The 19,028-nt window shown below is 39.9% G+C and carries 16 protein-coding genes, 1 tRNA gene and 1 pseudogene; 8 read left to right on the top strand and 10 right to left on the bottom strand.

Features of this window, described 5'->3' with window-relative positions; all coding sequences use genetic code 11:
* Positions 1-42: 42 nt before the first annotated feature.
* Positions 43-3,690, bottom strand: a complete 3,648-nt coding sequence (locus tag H6H03_RS33145; RefSeq protein ID WP_190959275.1) for a response regulator — start codon at positions 3,688-3,690, stop codon at positions 43-45.
* Positions 3,691-4,036: 346 nt separating this feature from the next.
* Here H6H03_RS33145 and H6H03_RS33140 point away from each other — a divergent pair, with 346 nt between their 5' ends.
* A complete protein-coding gene (locus H6H03_RS33140; protein WP_190959274.1) occupies positions 4,037-4,270 on the top strand; it encodes a hypothetical protein in 234 nt (77 codons plus the stop codon).
* A gap of 91 nt (positions 4,271-4,361) precedes the next feature.
* On the opposite strand, the gene H6H03_RS33135 is transcribed toward H6H03_RS33140, so the two are convergent.
* Entirely contained in the window at positions 4,362-5,219 is an 858-nt protein-coding gene (locus tag H6H03_RS33135; protein ID WP_190959273.1) for a hypothetical protein, read from the bottom strand.
* 54 nt (positions 5,220-5,273) lie between these two features.
* Positions 5,274-5,552 carry a GlsB/YeaQ/YmgE family stress response membrane protein gene (locus H6H03_RS33130; protein ID WP_190959272.1) on the bottom strand — a complete coding sequence of 93 codons (279 nt, stop codon included), beginning with the start codon at positions 5,550-5,552 and terminating at the stop codon, positions 5,274-5,276.
* A gap of 814 nt (positions 5,553-6,366) precedes the next feature.
* Here H6H03_RS33130 and H6H03_RS33125 point away from each other — a divergent pair.
* A complete protein-coding gene (locus H6H03_RS33125) occupies positions 6,367-6,549 on the top strand; it encodes a CsbD family protein (RefSeq protein ID WP_190959271.1) in 183 nt (60 codons plus the stop codon).
* Positions 6,550-6,769: 220 nt separating this feature from the next.
* Positions 6,770-6,979 (top strand): photosystem II assembly protein Psb35, encoded by a 210-nt coding sequence (psb35, locus tag H6H03_RS33120; protein ID WP_190959270.1) that lies wholly within the window; start codon positions 6,770-6,772, stop codon positions 6,977-6,979.
* A gap of 363 nt (positions 6,980-7,342) precedes the next feature.
* Here psb35 and H6H03_RS33115 read toward each other — a convergent pair whose 3' ends face one another.
* Positions 7,343-8,437, bottom strand: coding sequence for a hybrid sensor histidine kinase/response regulator (locus H6H03_RS33115; RefSeq protein WP_190959269.1), 1,095 nt, complete (start codon positions 8,435-8,437; stop codon positions 7,343-7,345).
* A gap of 593 nt (positions 8,438-9,030) precedes the next feature.
* Between H6H03_RS33115 and H6H03_RS33110 the strand changes: the two genes are divergently transcribed.
* The 3 genes from H6H03_RS33110 to H6H03_RS33100 all read left to right on the top strand — a co-directional run bounded on the left by H6H03_RS33110 (position 9,031) and on the right by H6H03_RS33100 (position 11,008).
* Complete coding sequence (locus H6H03_RS33110) at positions 9,031-9,750, top strand: response regulator (RefSeq protein WP_190959268.1); 720 nt, start codon at positions 9,031-9,033, stop codon at positions 9,748-9,750.
* Positions 9,751-10,036: 286 nt separating this feature from the next.
* Positions 10,037-10,118 (top strand) — tRNA-Leu (locus H6H03_RS33105).
* Positions 10,119-10,228: 110 nt separating this feature from the next.
* The gene (locus H6H03_RS33100; RefSeq protein WP_190959267.1) at positions 10,229-11,008 is read left to right on the top strand and encodes a TrmH family RNA methyltransferase; all 780 of its coding nucleotides are present in this window, start codon (positions 10,229-10,231) and stop codon (positions 11,006-11,008) included.
* Between the two features lie 65 nt (positions 11,009-11,073).
* On the opposite strand, the gene H6H03_RS33095 is transcribed toward H6H03_RS33100, so the two are convergent.
* From H6H03_RS33095 to H6H03_RS33080, 4 genes are all read right to left on the bottom strand, one after another.
* Positions 11,074-11,310 carry a hypothetical protein gene (locus H6H03_RS33095; RefSeq protein WP_190959266.1) on the bottom strand — a complete coding sequence of 79 codons (237 nt, stop codon included), beginning with the start codon at positions 11,308-11,310 and terminating at the stop codon, positions 11,074-11,076.
* Between the two features lie 567 nt (positions 11,311-11,877).
* On the bottom strand, positions 11,878-14,511 hold the full coding sequence (locus H6H03_RS33090; RefSeq protein WP_190959265.1) for a serine protease: 2,634 nt from the start codon (positions 14,509-14,511) through the stop codon (positions 11,878-11,880).
* 307 nt (positions 14,512-14,818) lie between these two features.
* The gene (locus tag H6H03_RS33085) at positions 14,819-16,222 is read right to left on the bottom strand and encodes a tyrosine phenol-lyase (RefSeq protein ID WP_190959264.1); all 1,404 of its coding nucleotides are present in this window, start codon (positions 16,220-16,222) and stop codon (positions 14,819-14,821) included.
* A 262-nt stretch (positions 16,223-16,484) separates the two neighbouring features.
* A complete protein-coding gene (locus H6H03_RS33080; RefSeq protein WP_190959263.1) occupies positions 16,485-16,721 on the bottom strand; it encodes a hypothetical protein in 237 nt (78 codons plus the stop codon).
* A 534-nt stretch (positions 16,722-17,255) separates the two neighbouring features.
* Between H6H03_RS33080 and H6H03_RS33075 the strand changes: the two genes are divergently transcribed.
* Positions 17,256-17,570, top strand: a complete 315-nt coding sequence (locus H6H03_RS33075) for an S-layer protein (protein ID WP_190959262.1) — start codon at positions 17,256-17,258, stop codon at positions 17,568-17,570.
* Positions 17,571-17,714: 144 nt separating this feature from the next.
* Here the strand turns inward: H6H03_RS33075 and H6H03_RS40775 are convergent.
* Positions 17,715-17,795 (bottom strand): annotated as a pseudogene (locus H6H03_RS40775) (DNA-binding response regulator); the annotation flags it as partial.
* Positions 17,792-18,340, bottom strand: coding sequence for a 2'-5' RNA ligase family protein (locus H6H03_RS33070; RefSeq protein WP_190959261.1), 549 nt, complete (start codon positions 18,338-18,340; stop codon positions 17,792-17,794). The gene H6H03_RS33070 and the pseudogene H6H03_RS40775, both read right to left, overlap by 4 nt.
* Before the next feature lie 391 nt (positions 18,341-18,731).
* Between H6H03_RS33070 and H6H03_RS33065 the strand changes: the two genes are divergently transcribed.
* Entirely contained in the window at positions 18,732-18,998 is a 267-nt protein-coding gene (locus H6H03_RS33065) for a YciI family protein (protein WP_190959260.1), read from the top strand.
* The last annotated feature ends 30 nt before the right edge of the window (positions 18,999-19,028 follow it).

Raw genomic sequence — 19,028 nt, 5'->3', positions numbered from 1 at the left:
AGTCCCCAGTCCCCAGTCCCCAGTCCCCAGTCCCCAGTCCCCTTACCTATACAGCCAAACCCGGAGCAGTGAAAGCAGTTGTTCGGTATCCACGGGTTTGGTGATATAGTCGGAAGCTCCGGCTTCGATGCATTTTTCGCGATCGCCTGGCATGGCTTTGGCGGTTAAAGCAATGATTGGTAGCGAGCGAAATTGGGGTTGCTGGCGGATGGCCTGGGTGGTTTCGTAACCGTCCATTTCTGGCATCATGATGTCCATCAAAACTATGTTGATGTCGGGATTCGCTTGCAGTTTCTCAATGCCATCTGTGCCATTTTCGGCAAACAGTACTTCCATGTGATAACTTTCTAAAAAGCTGGTGATGGCAAAGATGTTTCTGAGGTCATCATCGACAATCAAAATTTTCCGATTGGCCAGCACTGGGTCGGTTTGGTGTAGCTGTTCGAGTATTTGCCGCTTTGGTGCTGGCAGATTTGCCTGGACGCGATGCAAAAACAAGGCAGTTTCGTCTAATAACCGTTCTGGCGATCGCACGTTTTTAATGATAATTGTCTCTGCTAGCCCTCGTAGTTGGGTTTCTTCTTGGCGGCTGAGTTCTTTGCCTGTGTAAATAATTATTGGCAGTTTCATCAGCCTGGGTTCTAGCTTGATTTGCTCAATCAGTGCAAATCCGGTCATGTCGGGCAGACCTAAGTCCAGTACCATACAATCAAAGTGCTGCGATCGCAATATCTGGAGTGCTTCTTTTCCCGTACCTACTGCTGTACTGTGGACATCGCCATTACCAATGAGTTCGATAATACTTTGGGCTTGTCTGGGGTCATCTTCTACGATTAAAAGATTTTTTACCTGACGTTCAACAAAACTTTTAATCTCGGTCAAGACTTCATTTAGGGCTTCTGGAGAAACAGGTTTTTGCAAGTAGGTAATTGCTCCTAGCTTTAATCCCCGTTGCTGTCTTTCATCCACAGAAAGTATATGCACTGGGATGTGTCTGGTGCTTGGGTTATGCTTGAGACGATCCAGCACTGTCCAACCATCCATCTCTGGCATGTGGATATCCAGCATAATGGCGTTCGGCTCGAATTGTTGCGCTAGTGCTAGACCTTGTTTGCTTTGTAAGGCAACGATTCCTTTAAAGCCCTGCTGACGTGCCATGTCTAGTAAGATGCGGGCGAATTTATCGTCATCTTCGATAATCAACAAAACGCGATCGCCTGATTCAATTGTTAGCCGATCGTCTGGGATTTCGTTGACGCTGGAAACCATTTTTGGTGCTGGAGAAATGTCCCCAGACGTATTTCGGCTTTCAACCGTCAGCACTTTTGAGATGGGGGGCGTAAATTTAGTTGGAACATTTTTCGCCCTTTCCCCATTGACTTCAAAGCTTTTTTGTGGTAATACAGGCTTTAATGTTAACGGTAAGTAGAGAGTAAAAGTACTTCCCAGATCTGGTTGGCTGATTAGTTCAATCCTTCCGCCTAAAAGTTGAGCTAGTTCGCGGCTGATGGATAAGCCCAAGCCAGTGCCGCCATACCTGCGGCTAGTTGTGCCGTCTGCTTGCTGAAATGCCTCGAAAATAATTTTCTGCTTTTCGGGTGGAATGCCAATGCCGGTATCGCTGACTGCAAAAGCGATCGTTGGCTGTTCGGCTGGGGCTGTTTCAGTTACCATGCTAATTTGTAACTTCACGCCTCCCTGTTCGGTAAATTTAAAGGCGTTAGCTAAAAGATTTTTTAATACTTGTTGCAGACGCTTGGAGTCGGTAGAAATTACTGGGGGTAATTTATTATCTAGTTCAATGGCGAAACTGAGTTTTTGATTTTCGGCAACTTGACGGAAAGTTTGCTCTATAGATGTCCGCAAATCCACAAAGGCAATTTGCTCAATATCTAAAGACATTGTACCGGACTCAATTTTTGCCAAATCTAAAATGTCATTAATTAGTTCCAGCAAATCAGTTCCAGCAGAGTAGATGGTGCGGCTGTACTCTACCTGTTTCTCGGTTAAGTTGTTCAGAGAATTATCTGATAGCAGTCTTGCTAAAATTAACAAGCTATTTAGCGGTGTCCGTAACTCGTGGGACATGTTCGCCAAAAATTCTGATTTATATTTGGAAGATAGTGCCAGCTGCTCGGCTTTTTCTTCTAATGACTGCCTAGATTGCTCGATTTCCCGGTTTTTGCGGGCAACTTCCTGATTTTGGATTTCTAAAAGTTCTGCTTTTTCTTCTAATTCTTCGTTGAGTTGCTGCAATTCTTCGTTAGACTGCTTGATCGTGAATTGTGATTCTTGCAATTCGTGGGCTTGTTCTTCTAGCAGTTGATTGCTTTTTTGTAGTTCTTCTTGCTGGCTTTGCAGTTGTTCTGTTAAAGCAACAGATTGGGCAAGGAGTTGCTGAGTTTGCAATTGTGAGGCGATGTTATTTAAAAATACACCCAAAATGTCACTTAATTGCTCTAGAAATGTCAGGTGTAAGTCCTTAAAAGCTGTAAAAGAAGCAAGTTCAATTACGGCGGTGACTTTATTTTCAAATACTATAGGCAATACAAGAATATTTAGCGGTGGAGCTTCTCCCAAGCCAGAACTTATGCGGATATAGTCGCTGGGAACTCCAGTTAAGAGGATTCTTTGTTTTTCTAGGGCGCATTGTCCCACTAATCCCTCGCCCAAGCGAAACTGATTTGCCAAGTTTTTACGCTCTTTGTAAGCATAACCACCCAACAACTTCAGCACTGGCTCGTCGTTCATTGAGTCCATGAGATAAAAAACGCCAGCAGACGCCCCAACCAAGGGTGCTAGATTTGACAAGATCGTGCGAGACACACTTTCTAAATTTCGCTGCCCTTGGAGCATTTGAGTAAATTCAGCCAAATTGGACTTGAGCCAGTTTTCCTCGTCATTTTTTTGAGTTGTGTAGCGCAGATTGACAATCATCTGGTTGAAGGTTCGCTTCAGGACGCCAATTTCGTCTTGGCGATCGGTATCTGGTAAATTGACCGATAAATCCCCATCTGCCACTTTTTGAACTAAATCAGAAACTCGCTTAAGCGGTAGTGAAATGTGCCTGGTGAGGATAATTCCAATCAAAACCAAGATCGCACCAAATAGAGGAATACTATAAACAATAGTGGCGAGTGTTTGCCGTGCAGCTACCTGTGCCCGCTCAGAACGCTGCTTGAGAAGTAGATTTTCCTCATTTTTCATCGCTTGGAGCAGTTTCTGGATCTGATCCATTAGCCGCTTACCCTCGTCTGTCTTGACGCCTTGCTGGGCAACCTCTAAACCCTGGGTCTGCCGTAGTTCGATGACATTTTTCATTACAGCCATTCTCTGGATTACCAGTGGCTCTAACATCTCAAGCCGATTTTGTTGGTTGGGGTTATCTGCTGTTAAGCTTTGAAGTTCCTTGATTTTTTGATTAAGTAATTGGGCGGCAGTGTTGTAAGGTTCTAAATAACGCTGTTCTCCAGTAATAATGTAACCACGTTGCCCAGTCTCAGCATTTGTCAATTGCAAGTTGAGGTCTTCAATCTCACGTAATACCTCATAGGTGTGGCTTTCTTGGCGCGAACTTTCAATTAGCTCATTGGTACTTTGGTAGGAGATTAAACCAATTGAGGTCAGAATTGCTAGGCTTAAGGTAAAACCTGCCCCAATTTTGGTTCCAATCTTCAAACGGTTCAACATTTTTAATTGACAGTATAATAATTAGAGTTTTTTCTTATCGTTATAAATATTTCGCTCATCTTTCGACTATTTAAATAGTGAAAGCATCTCTCGATTGATTAAATTAAAATGTACGGAATTTTGAGAAAAAATAACACATATTAAATAATTTTTCTAATTATATACTTATGTTAATAACATCTTGTCCCATTTTTTACATAACAGTTAAATTAACTCTGGAGATAGTATAACTTATTTCAAAAGAAGCAACCACTTAATTTTCTAATTAAATCTCGCGGTGGAGAATGAAATGACGATTTGCAAGTATAAATTAAATATCTAATTTTAATCTAAAAAGGTGGCTTTTATGAGTGCAGTTATTGAGCTAGCAAGACCAAAATTTTGTCAAGGACAAAAGGTTGAATTTATTGGTGGATTAGGAACTATAATACAATGTTGCCGTAGCTCTGGAAATTGGGCTTATCTTGTAGAAATGGAAATGGGTGCAGAACCAGAAATGGGCAGAATTGGTTATGAAACTACTATTTTACTATTTGAAACAGATATTATCTTACTCGAAGACTATCCTCTTGTGGCTTAGGATTTTAGCATGGCATTATTGTTTTGCAAGGTTTAAATCCCCGACTTACTTTAAAAGTCGGGGATTTAAATAGATTAGATTTGACATTTAGCTAGAGGTTATTAATCACCTGGCGATCGCTTTTAATTGGATTAACTACGGATTGGTTATAAATCCGAAAATTTTGAATCTTGTGACTCTCTAAAATAGCTCTTGCACCTGCCATATAGATATCAGTAGCATTTAGAAATACAATAAAGTTGCCAAGATTCAGTTGATGTTCATAATATGTGGCTAAATCTTCAGGAACTTCTAAAGGATGATAGTTACCTTTAGTAATTACTGAAACCTGACTCATAGGAAAGCCAGCTTTTTGGAGTTCTGTAAGTGCTGTGTCTACATGTTGACGCTGACAAAAAACACCAATTCCATGTTTATAGCGACTTTTAGGTGATAAATAGGGCTGATAAATACCCCTGTATTGAATGCTATGACGATTAAAAATCCTCTGAGCAAAACGGATTTCAATTTCTATACCGGTTACGATCGCCAAATAGTAACCTTGGAAAACTAAATCGCTATAAACCTGTGCTTGTTCTTGAGGAATTCCTAAAGGTAGCAACGCGCCAGCCAAATTACCTGGGGGTACACCGATCGCACCACCTGCGATCGTGGTAGCGATCGCTGTTGCTTCTGCTCCCGCTAGCATGACTTGGCCCATACCAGGAATTGCCAACTGAGTTATACAGCTAACACCACCTAAAGCGCCACCACTGAATTCTTCAGATATATTGCTAGTGTTCTCTTGAGCCTTAACACCAGCAATATCACTTTGTTCTTCTGCCTTGCGTGCAATTACAGAAACTTTGTGCATTGGGAAGTTTGCAGCCCGTAGTTCCTGAAGCGCCAATTCTGCTTCTGAACATTTAGCGAAAATCACGATAAATTTTCGCTCTTTTTCTAATGTCATTTTATCTGTTTTGACTCAAAATGATTCCCAAAATTGTTAACTAACTTCAGACAATTAAGCAGCACTACGAGTTAGTAATCCCCAAAGGAAAATCAATAGCATTGCGCCAAGAACAGCAAATAAAATGCTTCCAAATGATAAAGCTCCTACAGATGCCGCTGCCGCTGAACCACTTCCTAACAATACTTGACCTAAATAACCACCAACTACCGCTCCGAGAATCCCTAACACAATGGTGGAAAGAATACCACCACCTTGGGTTCCCGGATAGAAGAATTTAGCTAAAGCACCTGCAATTAAACCCAAAACCAACCAAGCAATGATATTACCCATAATCTTTCTCCTTGTGAAAATGTTGTTTTTTTTGACAATTTCATATTAAATTTTTTCTGATAAATTACCGCTCTATCTGGAGAACTAATATGAAAAATCTTCAGACATTATTTGATGTTCCCAAGGCTCACATACCCGACTTATCTAAGAAGTCGGGTATCTAGTTGTTAGTGAATAAAGGCGTCCTTACTCATTTGTGAAAAACTAGCTCCTCAGGTTAGATTGAGAAACCTAGACGCACACACAACAGGTTAAGACATGACTTTTTACATCATTTGCAAAGGTTAACGCCAAACCTAACCCTGCGGTCTGCTTCGGTAATTACTACGCTAGGGAGTAGAGATAATTCAAAGCTCCTCAAAAAGCACAAGACAAATTTTGTTGATAACAGTGAAAAATCAGCCTGAAAACAGGGTAACCCAACATTGAACCTTAGTTATTGGCTTTTAACAGCATAAAGCGAATCCAGAATTTATAGCAGTTCAAGCATGGTTGAAGACATAAAGCGATCGTAATTTGACATCAACAGACTTTTAAGCCTATTGCCTATTGCCTGTTCCCTGCGATAAAGTCCTATAATTTCATCTTTAGATAGAGTAATAGAAGCATTCTTTTCTATCTTTCGGGTATTACTTTAATTTTCTTCAGATGAACTCAACTTTTAAATAAGTCTACAGAACGGATAAAAATATTTTGAATAAAAACATCTAGAGATAGAAGTATTTCTTTTTTAGAAAAACTATTCTATAAACATTGCAGCCCAAGTTTGGGAAGCAAAAACGAATAAATAGTTAGTGAATTTTAGGAGTAAATTATGAGTCTCGAAGATAGAGCAAAAGCTGTTGCTAAAAACATTGAAGGTAAAGCTCAAGAAGTAATTGGCGATATCACCGGCAACCCTGATGATAAAGCTCAAGGTCAAGCTAAGCAAGCAGAATCACAAGTTCGTCATACAGTTGAAAATGTCAAAGATGAAGTTAAGAAAGCTGTAGAATAAACTTAAGTTTATCTTTGCAGAAAGTTAAAGTAAAATCATAATTTACTAAATTTTCTGCTTAGTTCTAGTTTTTCTGTATCTGTGTTGAACTCAGTTGTAATGCAGTGGCTTGCAACTGAGCCAACTAAAAAATCGAAAACTCAAAACCAGATTTTGATAATACGACTGCCAAAATAATTTTTTAAGCCATCCCTGAATTTTTGCCCAAAGGTGCTAACTCATGATTAATCTATTATTTACTTATCTTTTAACAGACATATCTGTTGCATCAGAAGCTAGTTCTAGTTACTCTGCTGTACTGACTGGATTATTTGTAGTCGGCTTTATTGCTGCTGTAAGTATAGGATCTATTGCTTGGTACAATTCAAAACGTCCTGTAGGTTGGGAAGATAAAGAGCGTCCTGATATTGTTCCAGAAGTAGATAAATAATCAAATTATTGCCTACCTCCTCCTAAGTCTAAGTGTTTTTTAGTGTTCGTCGGTTTTGCCAATGAACACTATTTTTTTTGATAATACTTTGCTCAGACAATGAATTTACCTCTATATTTTGAGAGGGGTAGACACCTTATCGCATCTCAGGTTTGGTTAGTTTATTGGTAAGCGATCGCCACTTTTATCCTGTGCTCAACGCCTTACGGCATCAAAGGTTTGCTCAGTTCAAGAATTTGCATATATGTCTGTAAGGTAATTGTGTTTTAGCGCCTTACGACATCAGAGGAAATGAAATTTTAGGGAATTAACCCAGCTTGTTGAAAGATTGCGTTAGGGGTAAATTCCAATTGTGGTAGTAAATCAGTTTTCGTCAGCCAGAGGTAAACGTATTGTAAATGTACTACCTTGCCCTGGCTCAGATATTACATCAATTGTGCCTTGATGTGCTTCGATAATGCAGCGAGATAAATATAATCCTAAACCACTACCAGAACGTTGGTGTTTACCTTGGCGAAATCGCTCGAATAATATTGCTTGGTCTTGTTTAGAAATTCCTGGCCCTGTATCTTGGATACTAATAATTACCTCTGGCAGATTAACATCGCAGTGAATATTTACAGAACCTTTGTCTGTAAATTTGATGGCGTTACCGATGATGTTTGTTAAAACTCGCCGCAGTTCTACGCGATCGCCCATCACTGTACTTATACTTTCTCCTCTATCAATGTTGACAGCTAATCCTTTTTCTTCAGCTAAAGGAGTTAATTCTTGGGCAACTTCACTAACTAATTCCTGAATATTACAAGGAGCAATTTTTAATGTTTTACAGCCTGCTTCATGGCGATAAACTTCTAACAACGTATTTACCATTTCTAGCAAGTCTTGGTTACTGCCAATCATGGTATTAATTATTTCTTGTAATTGTGGCGAAACGTCGCAAAACCTACCTTCGAGCAATAATTTTAAAATCCGGTTAGAGGCTACTAGCGGTATGCGTAAATCGTGGGTAAAACGCGAGACAAAATCTGCCCGCAAATTAGCCATTTGGTCTCGTTCGTCAATGCTATGCTTGAGGCGCAGGAGCGATCGCACTCGTGCATGTAGTTCATCTGGATCGAATGGTTTACGAATAAAGTCATCTGCACCAGCATCAAGTCCTTGCACAACGCTGGATTCATAATGAGCTGTAATCAACAAAATTGGGATAAATGGCAACGCTTGATTTTGTCGGATACGTCGAGTGAATTCATACCCATCTATCCCTGGCATCATCACATCTAGCAGAATTAAATCTGGCGGTGACTGCTCAACCATATTTAGAGCAATTTTACTATCTTCCACCAAGCTAAGTTCATAGTCCTTATCTTGTAGGACTGCTTCTAAGATCAGTAAATTGTCAAAAATGTCATCGACAACGAGAATTTTATCTTTTTTAACAGTTTTAGTTAAAGACATGGCTAAATAAAAAAAGAAGTGCTTGGCTATCCCTCGCAAATCTAGTAATAGCTTACTCCAATAGCGTTGAGATGATTAAAATTTCACATTTTCCTTTCAAGTTTCCTGAATTTGGGGCATCTTTTTTCAGGAATTATAGTGTTTTTTCTGTTTACCTCAGTAATAATAGTGCTAAATATAACTTATTTATCAGCATATTGTCTGCCTAACTGATTATCCATAATCTCTGAGTAGAGTGTGACGGTGAAGTAGCTTAGTGATTAATTTTATCTGCATCATCCGTGCTACAGCAAGGGGAAGTGATTGAACATTCAACGATTCCTAGTTGCTATCAAATTTTGATAATCAGTTGTAGCGTATAAAACATATATCTTGGCAATAACGTATAAAATTAGTTTTTTGATTGAATTGTATTATTCAGATGAAACTCTTGCCTCTTGAAAAACTTACAATATAAGGTTATTTAATGTCTAATGGTAGATGCACTCATGGTAACAATAGCAAACATATTGCTTTTTGTATAAAATCCTGAATTTGAGAACAGGATTATTTTAATGTGTACTTTAGATAGATAACAGTAAACTTAAGCAACTATGGATGAAATCAAGATCCTCGTGATTGAAGATCATAACCTTACAAGAATTGGTTTGCGGGCTGCCTTACAAACTCAGCCAGAAGTAAACATTGTCGGTGAAGCCGCTAATGCCGCAGACGGAATCGAGCTTGTGAAAACTCTCAAGCCTGATGTTGCTACTATTGACATTGGTTTGCCTGATATGGATGGTATCGAGCTAACACGGAAAATTAGGCAATATCAAGGAGAGACTGAAGATTATACAACAAAGCTGCTGATTTTAACAATGCAGAATAGCGAGCAGGCAGTCTTAGCTGCATTTGCAGCGGGCGCTGATTCCTATTGCATGAAGGATATCGAAAGTGAGAGACTAATCGAGGCTGTGCGAACAACCCATGCAGGTAGCTCATGGATCGATCCAACGATCGCAGACCTTGTACTCCAGCAAATACGTCAAGATTTCCCCGATGGCAGCAGAGGATCGGCCACAAAAAGAGTGTTGATTGAAGGCATTGACCCAGATATCGAAAAAACTATCGTCACCTATCCTTTAACTCAACGGGAAATGGATGTTTTAGAGTTGATTGTCGCTGGCTGTGACAATGCAGAAATCGCCAAAAGACTCTATCTCACAGTTGGCACTGTTAAAACTCATGTTCGAGGTATTCTCAATAAACTCTGTGTTGCTGACCGTACACAAGCCGCTGTGCGTGCTTTGCGTGCAGGGTTAGTGCCTTAAAAATATAGCAGGGAACAGGCAACTTGTACTGAGCGACTTGTGCCGAGCGTTCGCGTAGCGTCTCGCAGAGAAGTCGAGGTAAGTCGAAGTATAGGCAATAGGCAATGGGCAATAGACTTAAAAGTCTCTTTGTATCAGAGTTTTATTGGCAACTGCTATAAAAAGATAAAAGTAAAAAGAAATATTCAATTATTCTTTCTTTTGCCTTTTAACTTTTGCCTTTTTACGCTTGACAAAGGTAACAAAATACGTAACAATGAGAAATTGTGAATAAAGATAATTGCCAGCGGAACTGGCGGAATTGGCAGACGCGCTAGATTCAGGTTCTAGTGCCGCAAGGCTTCCGGGTTCAAGTCCCGGGTTCCGCATATTTTAAGTTAGGAGTTAGGAGTTGAGAGTTAGGAGTTTATTTAGTTTGTTTTAACTCCTAACTTATCGCTCCTAACTCCTAACTTTAGTTATCACTCCTAAGTTTTCGATGTTGACCAGCTTACAAAATCCTCTAGTCAAGCAAATCCGCAAGTTACACTCTACCAAAGAACGGCACAAGCAGGAGTTATTTTTGCTGGAAGGAACGCACCTGTTAGAGGAAGCTTGTGCGGTGAATTATCCATTAGAGACAGTGTGTTGTACCCCAGATTGGCAAGCAACCCACCCGTCATTGTGGGAGGAAGCTTGTAGGCGATGCGATCGCGCCGAAATTGTGAGTAAAGAAGTTTTAGATGCGATCGCCACAACAGTCCAACCAGATGGTGTAGTAGCAACAGCAAAACGCAGCGATGGTCAAACTCAAGTACCATTTACTGGTTTAGTCCTAGCTTTAGAAACAGTACAAGATCCCGGTAACCTGGGTACGATGATTCGTACTGCCGCAGCGGCTGGGGCGTCGGGGTTGTGGCTAAGTGGAGATAGCGTAGATTTAGACAACCCCAAAGTTCTACGTGCTTCAGCGGGGCAATGGTTTCGCCTAGCAACCGCAGTAACCGAAGATTTAAAAGCCACAGTCCAACAAAGTCAGCAAGCAGGAATGCAGGTAATAGCAACATTGCCGAATGCAAGCTTAACTTATTGGCAAGTGGACTGGCGAAAACCGAGTTTGATATTACTGGGAAACGAAGGTGCTGGTTTGTCAGCAGATTTAGCAGCAATGGCAGACAAGCAAGTAAGAATTCCTCTAAGTCCTGGGGTAGAGTCTTTGAATGTAGCGATCGCAGCTGCTTTAATGTTGTACGAAGCTCAGCGGCAGATGAGTCAATAGTTAGGAGTTATGAGTTATGAATTTTAACTCCTAACTCCTAATTCCTAACTCCTAACTCCTAACTTTTATTTCGTTTTTTGCTCCAAATATTGTTCAATATCGGCAACAGCGTCTTCAAAAGCCGCTAAATCAATATCTGTCGAATCATTAGCGAGTTCGAGTTCATTAGCACTCTCAGTATGCAATTTTGCTGTATCTTCATCCTCACTAGGATTTTCTTGTAAGATATCCTCCAATTGTTCGAGGGCTTCTTCAAACTCTTGCTCAGCGTTGTAGTGCAGTGGTCGGTGGCTTGGCTCCATAAGTTTGACTTAAAAATCCTGATTTACTAGCGTAATTTTTATTGTAATTTTGCATATATAACATGATATTTGTGCTTATCTGCTTTATCAACTTGACAGCGATCGCTATTTTTGGCTAGTTGCTGGGATCGAAGGACACAGAGGAAGGCATAAGCACTCGAAAGCACGATGCAACGCACCTAGTAGCCAACAAGGACGAGTGCGATGGCTTTTGTATTACCTTTATCTAGCAAAGTAAGCACATCTCAAATGCTATCGACAAGGGGTTTAGAACCATCATTCTCTTAAGAGAACCAAGCGCCAAAAATGGTCAGGATATAGTCACAGCGTATTTTAAGGAAAGTGAAGTACACAACTATTCATCTTCAAGTTTTGATTTTTGAGGACACCATTAACTTAAGTTTGGCTCAAATGCGATCGCTTGACTAACTTTTCCCATTTCACGGTTAACTACACAGTCAGCATTTTTTCATATTTCTAAGTGAATATTTAATCACCAGTTATTACACTAGGGTTCACATACCCGACTTCTGTGAGAAGTCGGGTATCTTGTCTGTCACGCAGTGGTTAAGGTTGCTTAACTCGCAATGCTTGAATTTGAGGATGAGACATAAGTTTTTGCGCCTCTACAATCAAGGTTTTTCCCCAGAGATTTTGTTTGAGAATCTCAACATCACTCCAACTATTATCTAAACTTAAGGCAGATTGCGCCATATCTAAACCTTTTTGTTGTTCGCCTATGGCGTATAAAGCCACAGCTAGTGATAATTTTGGTTCTGCGGCTTGCCCATTAATTTGTACTGCTTGTTGCCATTGTTGAATTGCTCCTGCTATATCTCCTTTTTCGTATTTGATATAGCCAATATTGGTCATTACTTCCCAAAATTGTGGTTCTTTTGTGAGTGCCTGATTATATTCTGTGAGTGCAGCGTTGTTATTCCCTTGTTTGTGATAAACAACTCCACGTACAAAGTAGCCAATAGCATTATTAGGTTCAAATTGAATAAATTGACTATAATCTGCTAGCGCACCTTGATAATCTTTCATCTGAGAACGCACAACACCCCGCCAGTAGTAAGCACTAGCATTATTAGGGTTGAGTTTAATGATTTGATTAAAATCTGCTAGTGCTGCTGGATAATCTTTTAACTGAACGTAAACATCACTCCGCGCAGAATAGGTACTGGCACTATTAGGGTTGAGTTTAATCGCTTGATTAAAATCTGCTAATGCTGCTGGATAGTCTTCTAACCTAACGTAAACATTACCACGTCTACGGTAAGTAGAGGCATTATTAGGGCTTAATTTTATCGCTTGATTATAATCAGCCAGCGCAGCTTGGTAATCTTTTAACTCAACGTAAATATTCCCTCTTTCTACATAGGCTATTGGAGAATTATTTTGCAATTTAATTGCTTTACTGTAATCCGCTAATGCTCCTTGATAATCTTTTAACTCAAAACGTACTATACCGCGTAGAACGTAATCTGGTGCATCTTTAGGTTTTTTGACTATTTGGTTGATATAATCAGGTAGTTTTCCCTGATTGTCTTTAAGAGACAAGCGAACACCAAGGCGGAAATCTGCAACACCTCCGTAAATATCATTCAAAAAAAAGCGTCCAGTACTCCGCATAACGTAAGCAACAGCAAAGTCTGGTTGAAGTTTAATCGCCTGATTCATATCAGCGACTATGCCCTTATAATCTTGTAAATAAAACCCAATCACACCGCGAAATCCATAGAGAAAAGATAGCGGTTGAATTTCAATCGCTTTGTCAAGTGTTGCTAAGGCCTCTGGATAACGTTGTAACTTAAACAATATAGAAGCGCGTTGGTAATAAAGACCTAAGTCACTATCATTATATTCAATAGCTTTGTCAATTGCTGCTACAGCTAAGGAATATCTTTTTAAATTTGTTAATACAATACTTTTAAATTTCCAAGCTTCATAGTAGTCAGGTCTGAGTTTAATAGCTAGATCGAGAGCAATTAAAGATTTTTCAGGTTCTCCACCTCCCTCTCCTAACACTAATCCAAGGGCATAATAGACTTCAGAAAAATCAGGTTTATATCTGACAATTTTTTGGAGAACAGCAATAGTTTCTGAATATCTTTTAAGACGCCACAATTGATTGGCATATTCCAGCCAGTCATATTCATTAGCATCTGCTGAAGGTCTTTTAATAGTAACTAATGGATGGTCTGTCAATAAAGCAAGTTCTGAATTACTAATGCTTGGTGGTTTGTTATTATCCACTTTTAATAGATTTCCTAGTCCTGCTTTTGTCGCTAAACGGAGAATACTACTACTAGGCACTCCATAGGTAAAACCGATTTGAATTTGTTTCAGTCTAGGAGTCTCAACTCCGGCATTAATCCCAATGACTTGTCCTTTAACGTTTAACACTGGCCCACCACTCATTCCTGGTAGGGACAAATTAGAATATGCTAGCCTATACCCTCCCTCTACCAATGACTGCGACAGATAATTACTTTCTGCACGAAAAAGCAATGCTTCTGCTATGTGAAGAAATCCAGGAGATGATCTTCGCTTACCTCGATCTGATACTGGAAATCCAGATACAATAAGCCAGACTGTATCTTCATAAGAAGATGAAGAAATGAAGGAAAGATTATATGTTGAAATTGTAGCGATCGCATAAGTTTCATTACTAGTAAATTTAACCAAAGCTACATCTATTCCTTCTGGCTGAAATATGTCTTCTGGTTGTAGTAGATACCTCTTACCATCAGGAGCAGTAATTTCATAATTATCAGGCTTCTGCACCACATGACGTGCCGTGGCTACGTAATAAGTATTTCCCTGTTTGGCAATAATCACTCCTGAACCATTACCATGATTTTTAGAATCAATTCTCACAGTAATCTGTTGAGCAATGTTATCAACTTTATCAATGACTGTATTCCCGGCTCCTGGTCGTTGTGCTTGTTGTTGATTCTGCCATTCTTTAGGCAAAATTTCTAAGTTAGGAGCAACTTCAAGTAGAGTTCGGATGGGAACTGTAAAACTCAATTTTCGTAAATTCTGTATTTGTTTTGCAATGACATTTGAAGAGGGGTTGTCTGGATTCTGTGAAGATTCATAATTAAGTATTTGTTGAGATTTAGCAATGTGTGGGTTGAAAGCGATTAATAATCCACTCAGGCTGGCGTTAATTGCAAGGTTAAATGATTTCATTTTTGAGTGATGATCGGATGGTTAGTTAAAATAAAGTTTTGCCGAGGTTCCCAAAGTTTTAGATTGAAGTTGGGTTAGAGTTCGGTTGTTGAATTGTACTGCTGGTTTGATTTGTTAACTTAGTAATTGATTTTAAAATGACATGAAAAGACAAGGCGATATGTGAAGAAAATTTCACCAGGTTATAGCATTCAAGGAATACAAAAATGAATCATCGCAAATTTTTGTAGGGTAACATCGCTGTGTTACCCTACGATGGGATGTTTTTTTATTGGAAGTCCGTTTGTACCACCAAACATTGCCAACTCTACAGCAACTCGAACCGTGCTTGAAAGAACCGCAGATATTTTGGTTCGTAAATCATCTTCAGTCCGCGTAGGCGATCGCGATTATAATAAACTTCTTCAACTGCTTCAGCAGTCAAATCCATGTGAGCTTGGGTATACACTCGCCGGGGAATAGTCAGCCGCACTAGTTCTAAGTCTGGATAATAATTATCCCCTGTTTCTTTACTGCGCCCGGCGGAAACGATACCGCGTTCCATTGCCCGAATACCTGCTTCTACATATAGTTCGGCTGCTAGGCGTTGTGCTGGAAATTGCTCTTGAGGAATTTGCGGTAAAAAGCGTTTGGCATCCAAATAAATCGCATGTCCACCAATGGGCACAACAATTGGAATACCCCAATCTAATAGCTTTTGTCCCAGGTATTCAACTTGACCGATACGGGCACGAATATGATCGTCTTTAACTGACTCTTCGATACCGCGTGCCATAGCTTCCATATCTCGGCCAGCCATACCACCGTAAGTATGCAGCCCTTCATATATTACTATTAAATTACGCGCTTCTTCGTAGAGGTTATAGTCATTGAGAGCCAGCCAACCACCTATGTTTACTAGTGCATCCTTTTTACCGCTCATGGTGCAGCCGTCGGTATAGGAGCAAAATTCATGTAAGATGGTGGCGATCGCCTGATTTCTATAATCTTCTTCTCGCTGCTGGATAAAGTAAGCATTTTCCACGGCGCGGGTAGCATCAAGAATTATGCGGATACCGTGGGTTTGGGCTAACTGATGTACCTCCCGCAAATTAGCCATTGATATCGGCTGTCCACCAGCCATGTTCACGGTTCCGGCGACGCTGATGTAGGGAATGCGTTCTGCCCCAACTCGCTCAATGAGATCTGTGAGTTTTTGCAGGTCTATATTACCCTTAAATGGATGCAATGATTGGGCATCGTGGGCTTCGTCAATAATTACATCGACAAATGTACCGCCAGCCAACTCTTGATGCAGCCTGGTTGTGGTGAAATACATATTGCCAGGTATGTAATCGCCTGGTTTAATCAATATTTGAGAAAGGATATTTTCGGCACCACGTCCTTGGTGGGTGGGCACTATATAGCGGTAGCCGTAATATTTCTGGATGTTTGCTTCTAAATTATAGAAATTCTTGCTGCCAGCGTAAGCCTCATCACCCAGCATCATCCCTGCCCACTGATAATCGCTCATCGCTGCGGTGCCACTATCAGTCAACAAATCAATGTAGACATCTTCAGAACGTAACAAAAAAGTATTGTAACCCGCTGCGGCGATCGCTTGTTCCCGTTCAGCGCGAGTAGTCATTTTTAATGGCTCAACCACCTTGATTTTATACGGCTCTGCCCAAGAGCGACGGCGGCGCGGGGAAGTATGCTTGGCGTCGGTCATAGATTGATGCTCCTTGATACCGATTAGCTAAATATTTGCACCATTGTGGTTGCTAAAACCTGCTGTTGCCAAGACCTCAAACTCAAGTACGGCTAAATATTTATCGTTAGCACTTACACGGCTATTCTGGCGATTTTTTATACAGCGTATTTAAAGTTGTAAAGTACACAATCTAAGTCTCAAACTACAGCTTCAGCGTCTTTTACTTCTAAATTCTGAATTCTGCTTGAGTAATTAATCGGAGTTAATATGACAACTCATTTTAGTGCTTAGGGGCACACCACTGAGCTATTGTTTCAATTCGCGCTTGCTGCATCAATTCCCGAACTTGCGATTGATTACAACCATAGGTAGATGCTAATAATTCTTCGCCTTGATTTTTTGCCTCATCGGCAGATGCACCAAAGCTCATGATTTCTTCGTCTTGGTTACCTGTAATTTTATCAACTGGAATGATACAGAGATATTGAGGTTCGTTTTGCCTGATTTCTTGCACCATTACTTAATAACCTCACTGTTAATAGGTGTCTATTTTTAATATATTTCTAACTCCAGATAAACAGTAGTCAAAGAGAAACATAGCCAATATTCCCGTGCTTGAGATTTTAAAAATACAGTTTTTTATACATGGTTAAGGGAGTGTTAAGAATTCTCTCAAAATCCTGTTTATCTGGAGTGTAAACAGTTACCTATGTGAGAATTAAGTTAAGCATCAATAAATATCTTTTTGTAAAGTTTTGTTTTGAGCTAGTAATACATTCTGAGTTCTGAATTGACTCAGTAAAAACATCATAAAAATTGGAGGTTATAAAATGGCATTTCGGAATAACTCAGTCACTAATTTATGGCAGAGATTACAACAAGATTCAGTGGTTTGGGGATCGTTAGGTCTTTGGATTACTGCATTAGTTGTAGTGTTACTAATGCTGACAATGTTTTCTAACGCTTAATAAGGGCAAAATTATTCTAGTTCTAGTTCCTGGGCAGCAGTCTGGGAACTAAGATAGGGTAAAGAGTCATCTAAACTTAAATTATGAATTGCAAAATTCTGGCTACAGTCATAGTGCTAGCTACTACTAGCTTTGTGACTCCAGTGAAATCTCAAGAACCTGCAACTAAAACTCCAGCAACATCAAATGAAGTTGTGAATGCTTGTATTCAAAATCAAGCCCAAAATTTACCAAATCCTTTTACTGATGTTCCGTCAGATCATTGGGCTTTCAAAGCAGTTATGACTATGCACTATTGTGGTGCATTTCGCCAAGCTACACCACCAGCTTTATTTGAAAAACTCCAACCAACTGAACCCCAACAGCAACCGCAGCAAGAACAGCAGTTTGAAAAATAATAAATATAAATCAGAATTCAGAACTCAGGAATCAGAATTCAGCATAAATTCTGTAGACTGGGTATTATTTTATGGGTAAATTATTCTGATTTCTGTTAGTGCAGCAGGGCGTAGCCCATTCTGAATTCTGACTCCTTTTTATGATTATTTCAACAAAAAATAATTAGCGAAAATAGCAGCTTGAGTACGATCGCGCAAATTTAACCGAGTTAAAATACTCATTACCCACCAGAATAAAAATTAAACTCCGATTTAATATTCCATCGCTTGCCGTCGTGCAGCAATAGGGTTAATTTGTCAGCCGTAAATTCAAAATACAACTGACGTTTTTCAAATTCTGGCCAAGCAGCTTTAAAATTTTGCTTTGTTAAATCCCGAAACGCAACTGTCATGTGAGGTGCAAAAGGTCGGGTTTTAGAAACTTTGTCAACAATTTGCAAATTGCTTTCCACATAAGCCATTAAATCAGCTTGCAAAGTCAAAAGTTCTTGACTTCTCACCACATCTATATATATAACGCGGGGTGGAAAGGCAGCAAAACCGCTGAGTGTAATTGGTATTGACTTTTGTTTGCTAGCAAATTCCCTCAAAGATGTCTCTAGCAATAAAACGTTAGTATCTGCCCATTCAAAGGGCGGTTGCAGGGTAATATGAGGCGGAGAATTTTGTGCCCCACGACTGGCATAATTATCAGCAAAATACTGCCTAATCTGATTAGCGTAGTCCTGAATGTCTTGCGGTGGTAGAAGCGCAATGAAAAAACGGCTCATATATCTATGATTAATTATTTTTATTCCTTAGTAATTAAATAAAACCAGAAAATAAATTATCGGATATTGTGGGATGGGCATCTTGCCATTGGTGTCAACTTAAGGTGAAAGCTATGTCCTGCAAGGAACTGAAGTTCCTTGCTCATAGCAAAAGTCATCTCAAGATGACTAAGATATCCACAAAAATCTTGAGTCTACTTCTGTAGACTTTAGCTATTAGCCTTGAACTTTAGTTCAAGGGGAGTGACAAAGCCAACAATGAAGCTATTTCTAGCTTAAGTTGACACCACTGGCATCTTACCCGTCCTTTAGTATTAGTGCTACTAAATTGCTACCCAAAAATAGTAATAACTTAAGCAGGATGTCTGTTGCAACTGGAGTTCAGAAGCTTATGCCAATATTTGTAAAGATTGAACAAGGACAAGTCGATAAATCTACCTTTGACCAATATGTACCAGCCCATAAAGCCTACGTTCAAGAGCTGATTGCAAAAGGACACAAAGCCCGAACAGGCTATTGGGCAGAAGCGCGAGGCGGAATGTTGCTGTTTGAGGCAGCCTCAAGGGCTGAGGCAGAAGCGATTGTAGCTAGCGATCCCTTGGTACAACACGGTTGTGTCAACTACCAACTATATGAATGGCGGATTGTTATGGAATAAGACACATTTACTGAATTTTAATGTTATGCT

It is taken from the genome of Nostoc paludosum FACHB-159 (genome assembly GCF_014698835.1).
In the GTDB taxonomy this organism is placed as follows: domain Bacteria; phylum Cyanobacteriota; class Cyanobacteriia; order Cyanobacteriales; family Nostocaceae; genus Nostoc; species Nostoc paludosum.
The sequence above is the reverse complement of the archived record's forward strand: the minus strand, read 5'-3'. Positions and strand labels throughout refer to the sequence as shown.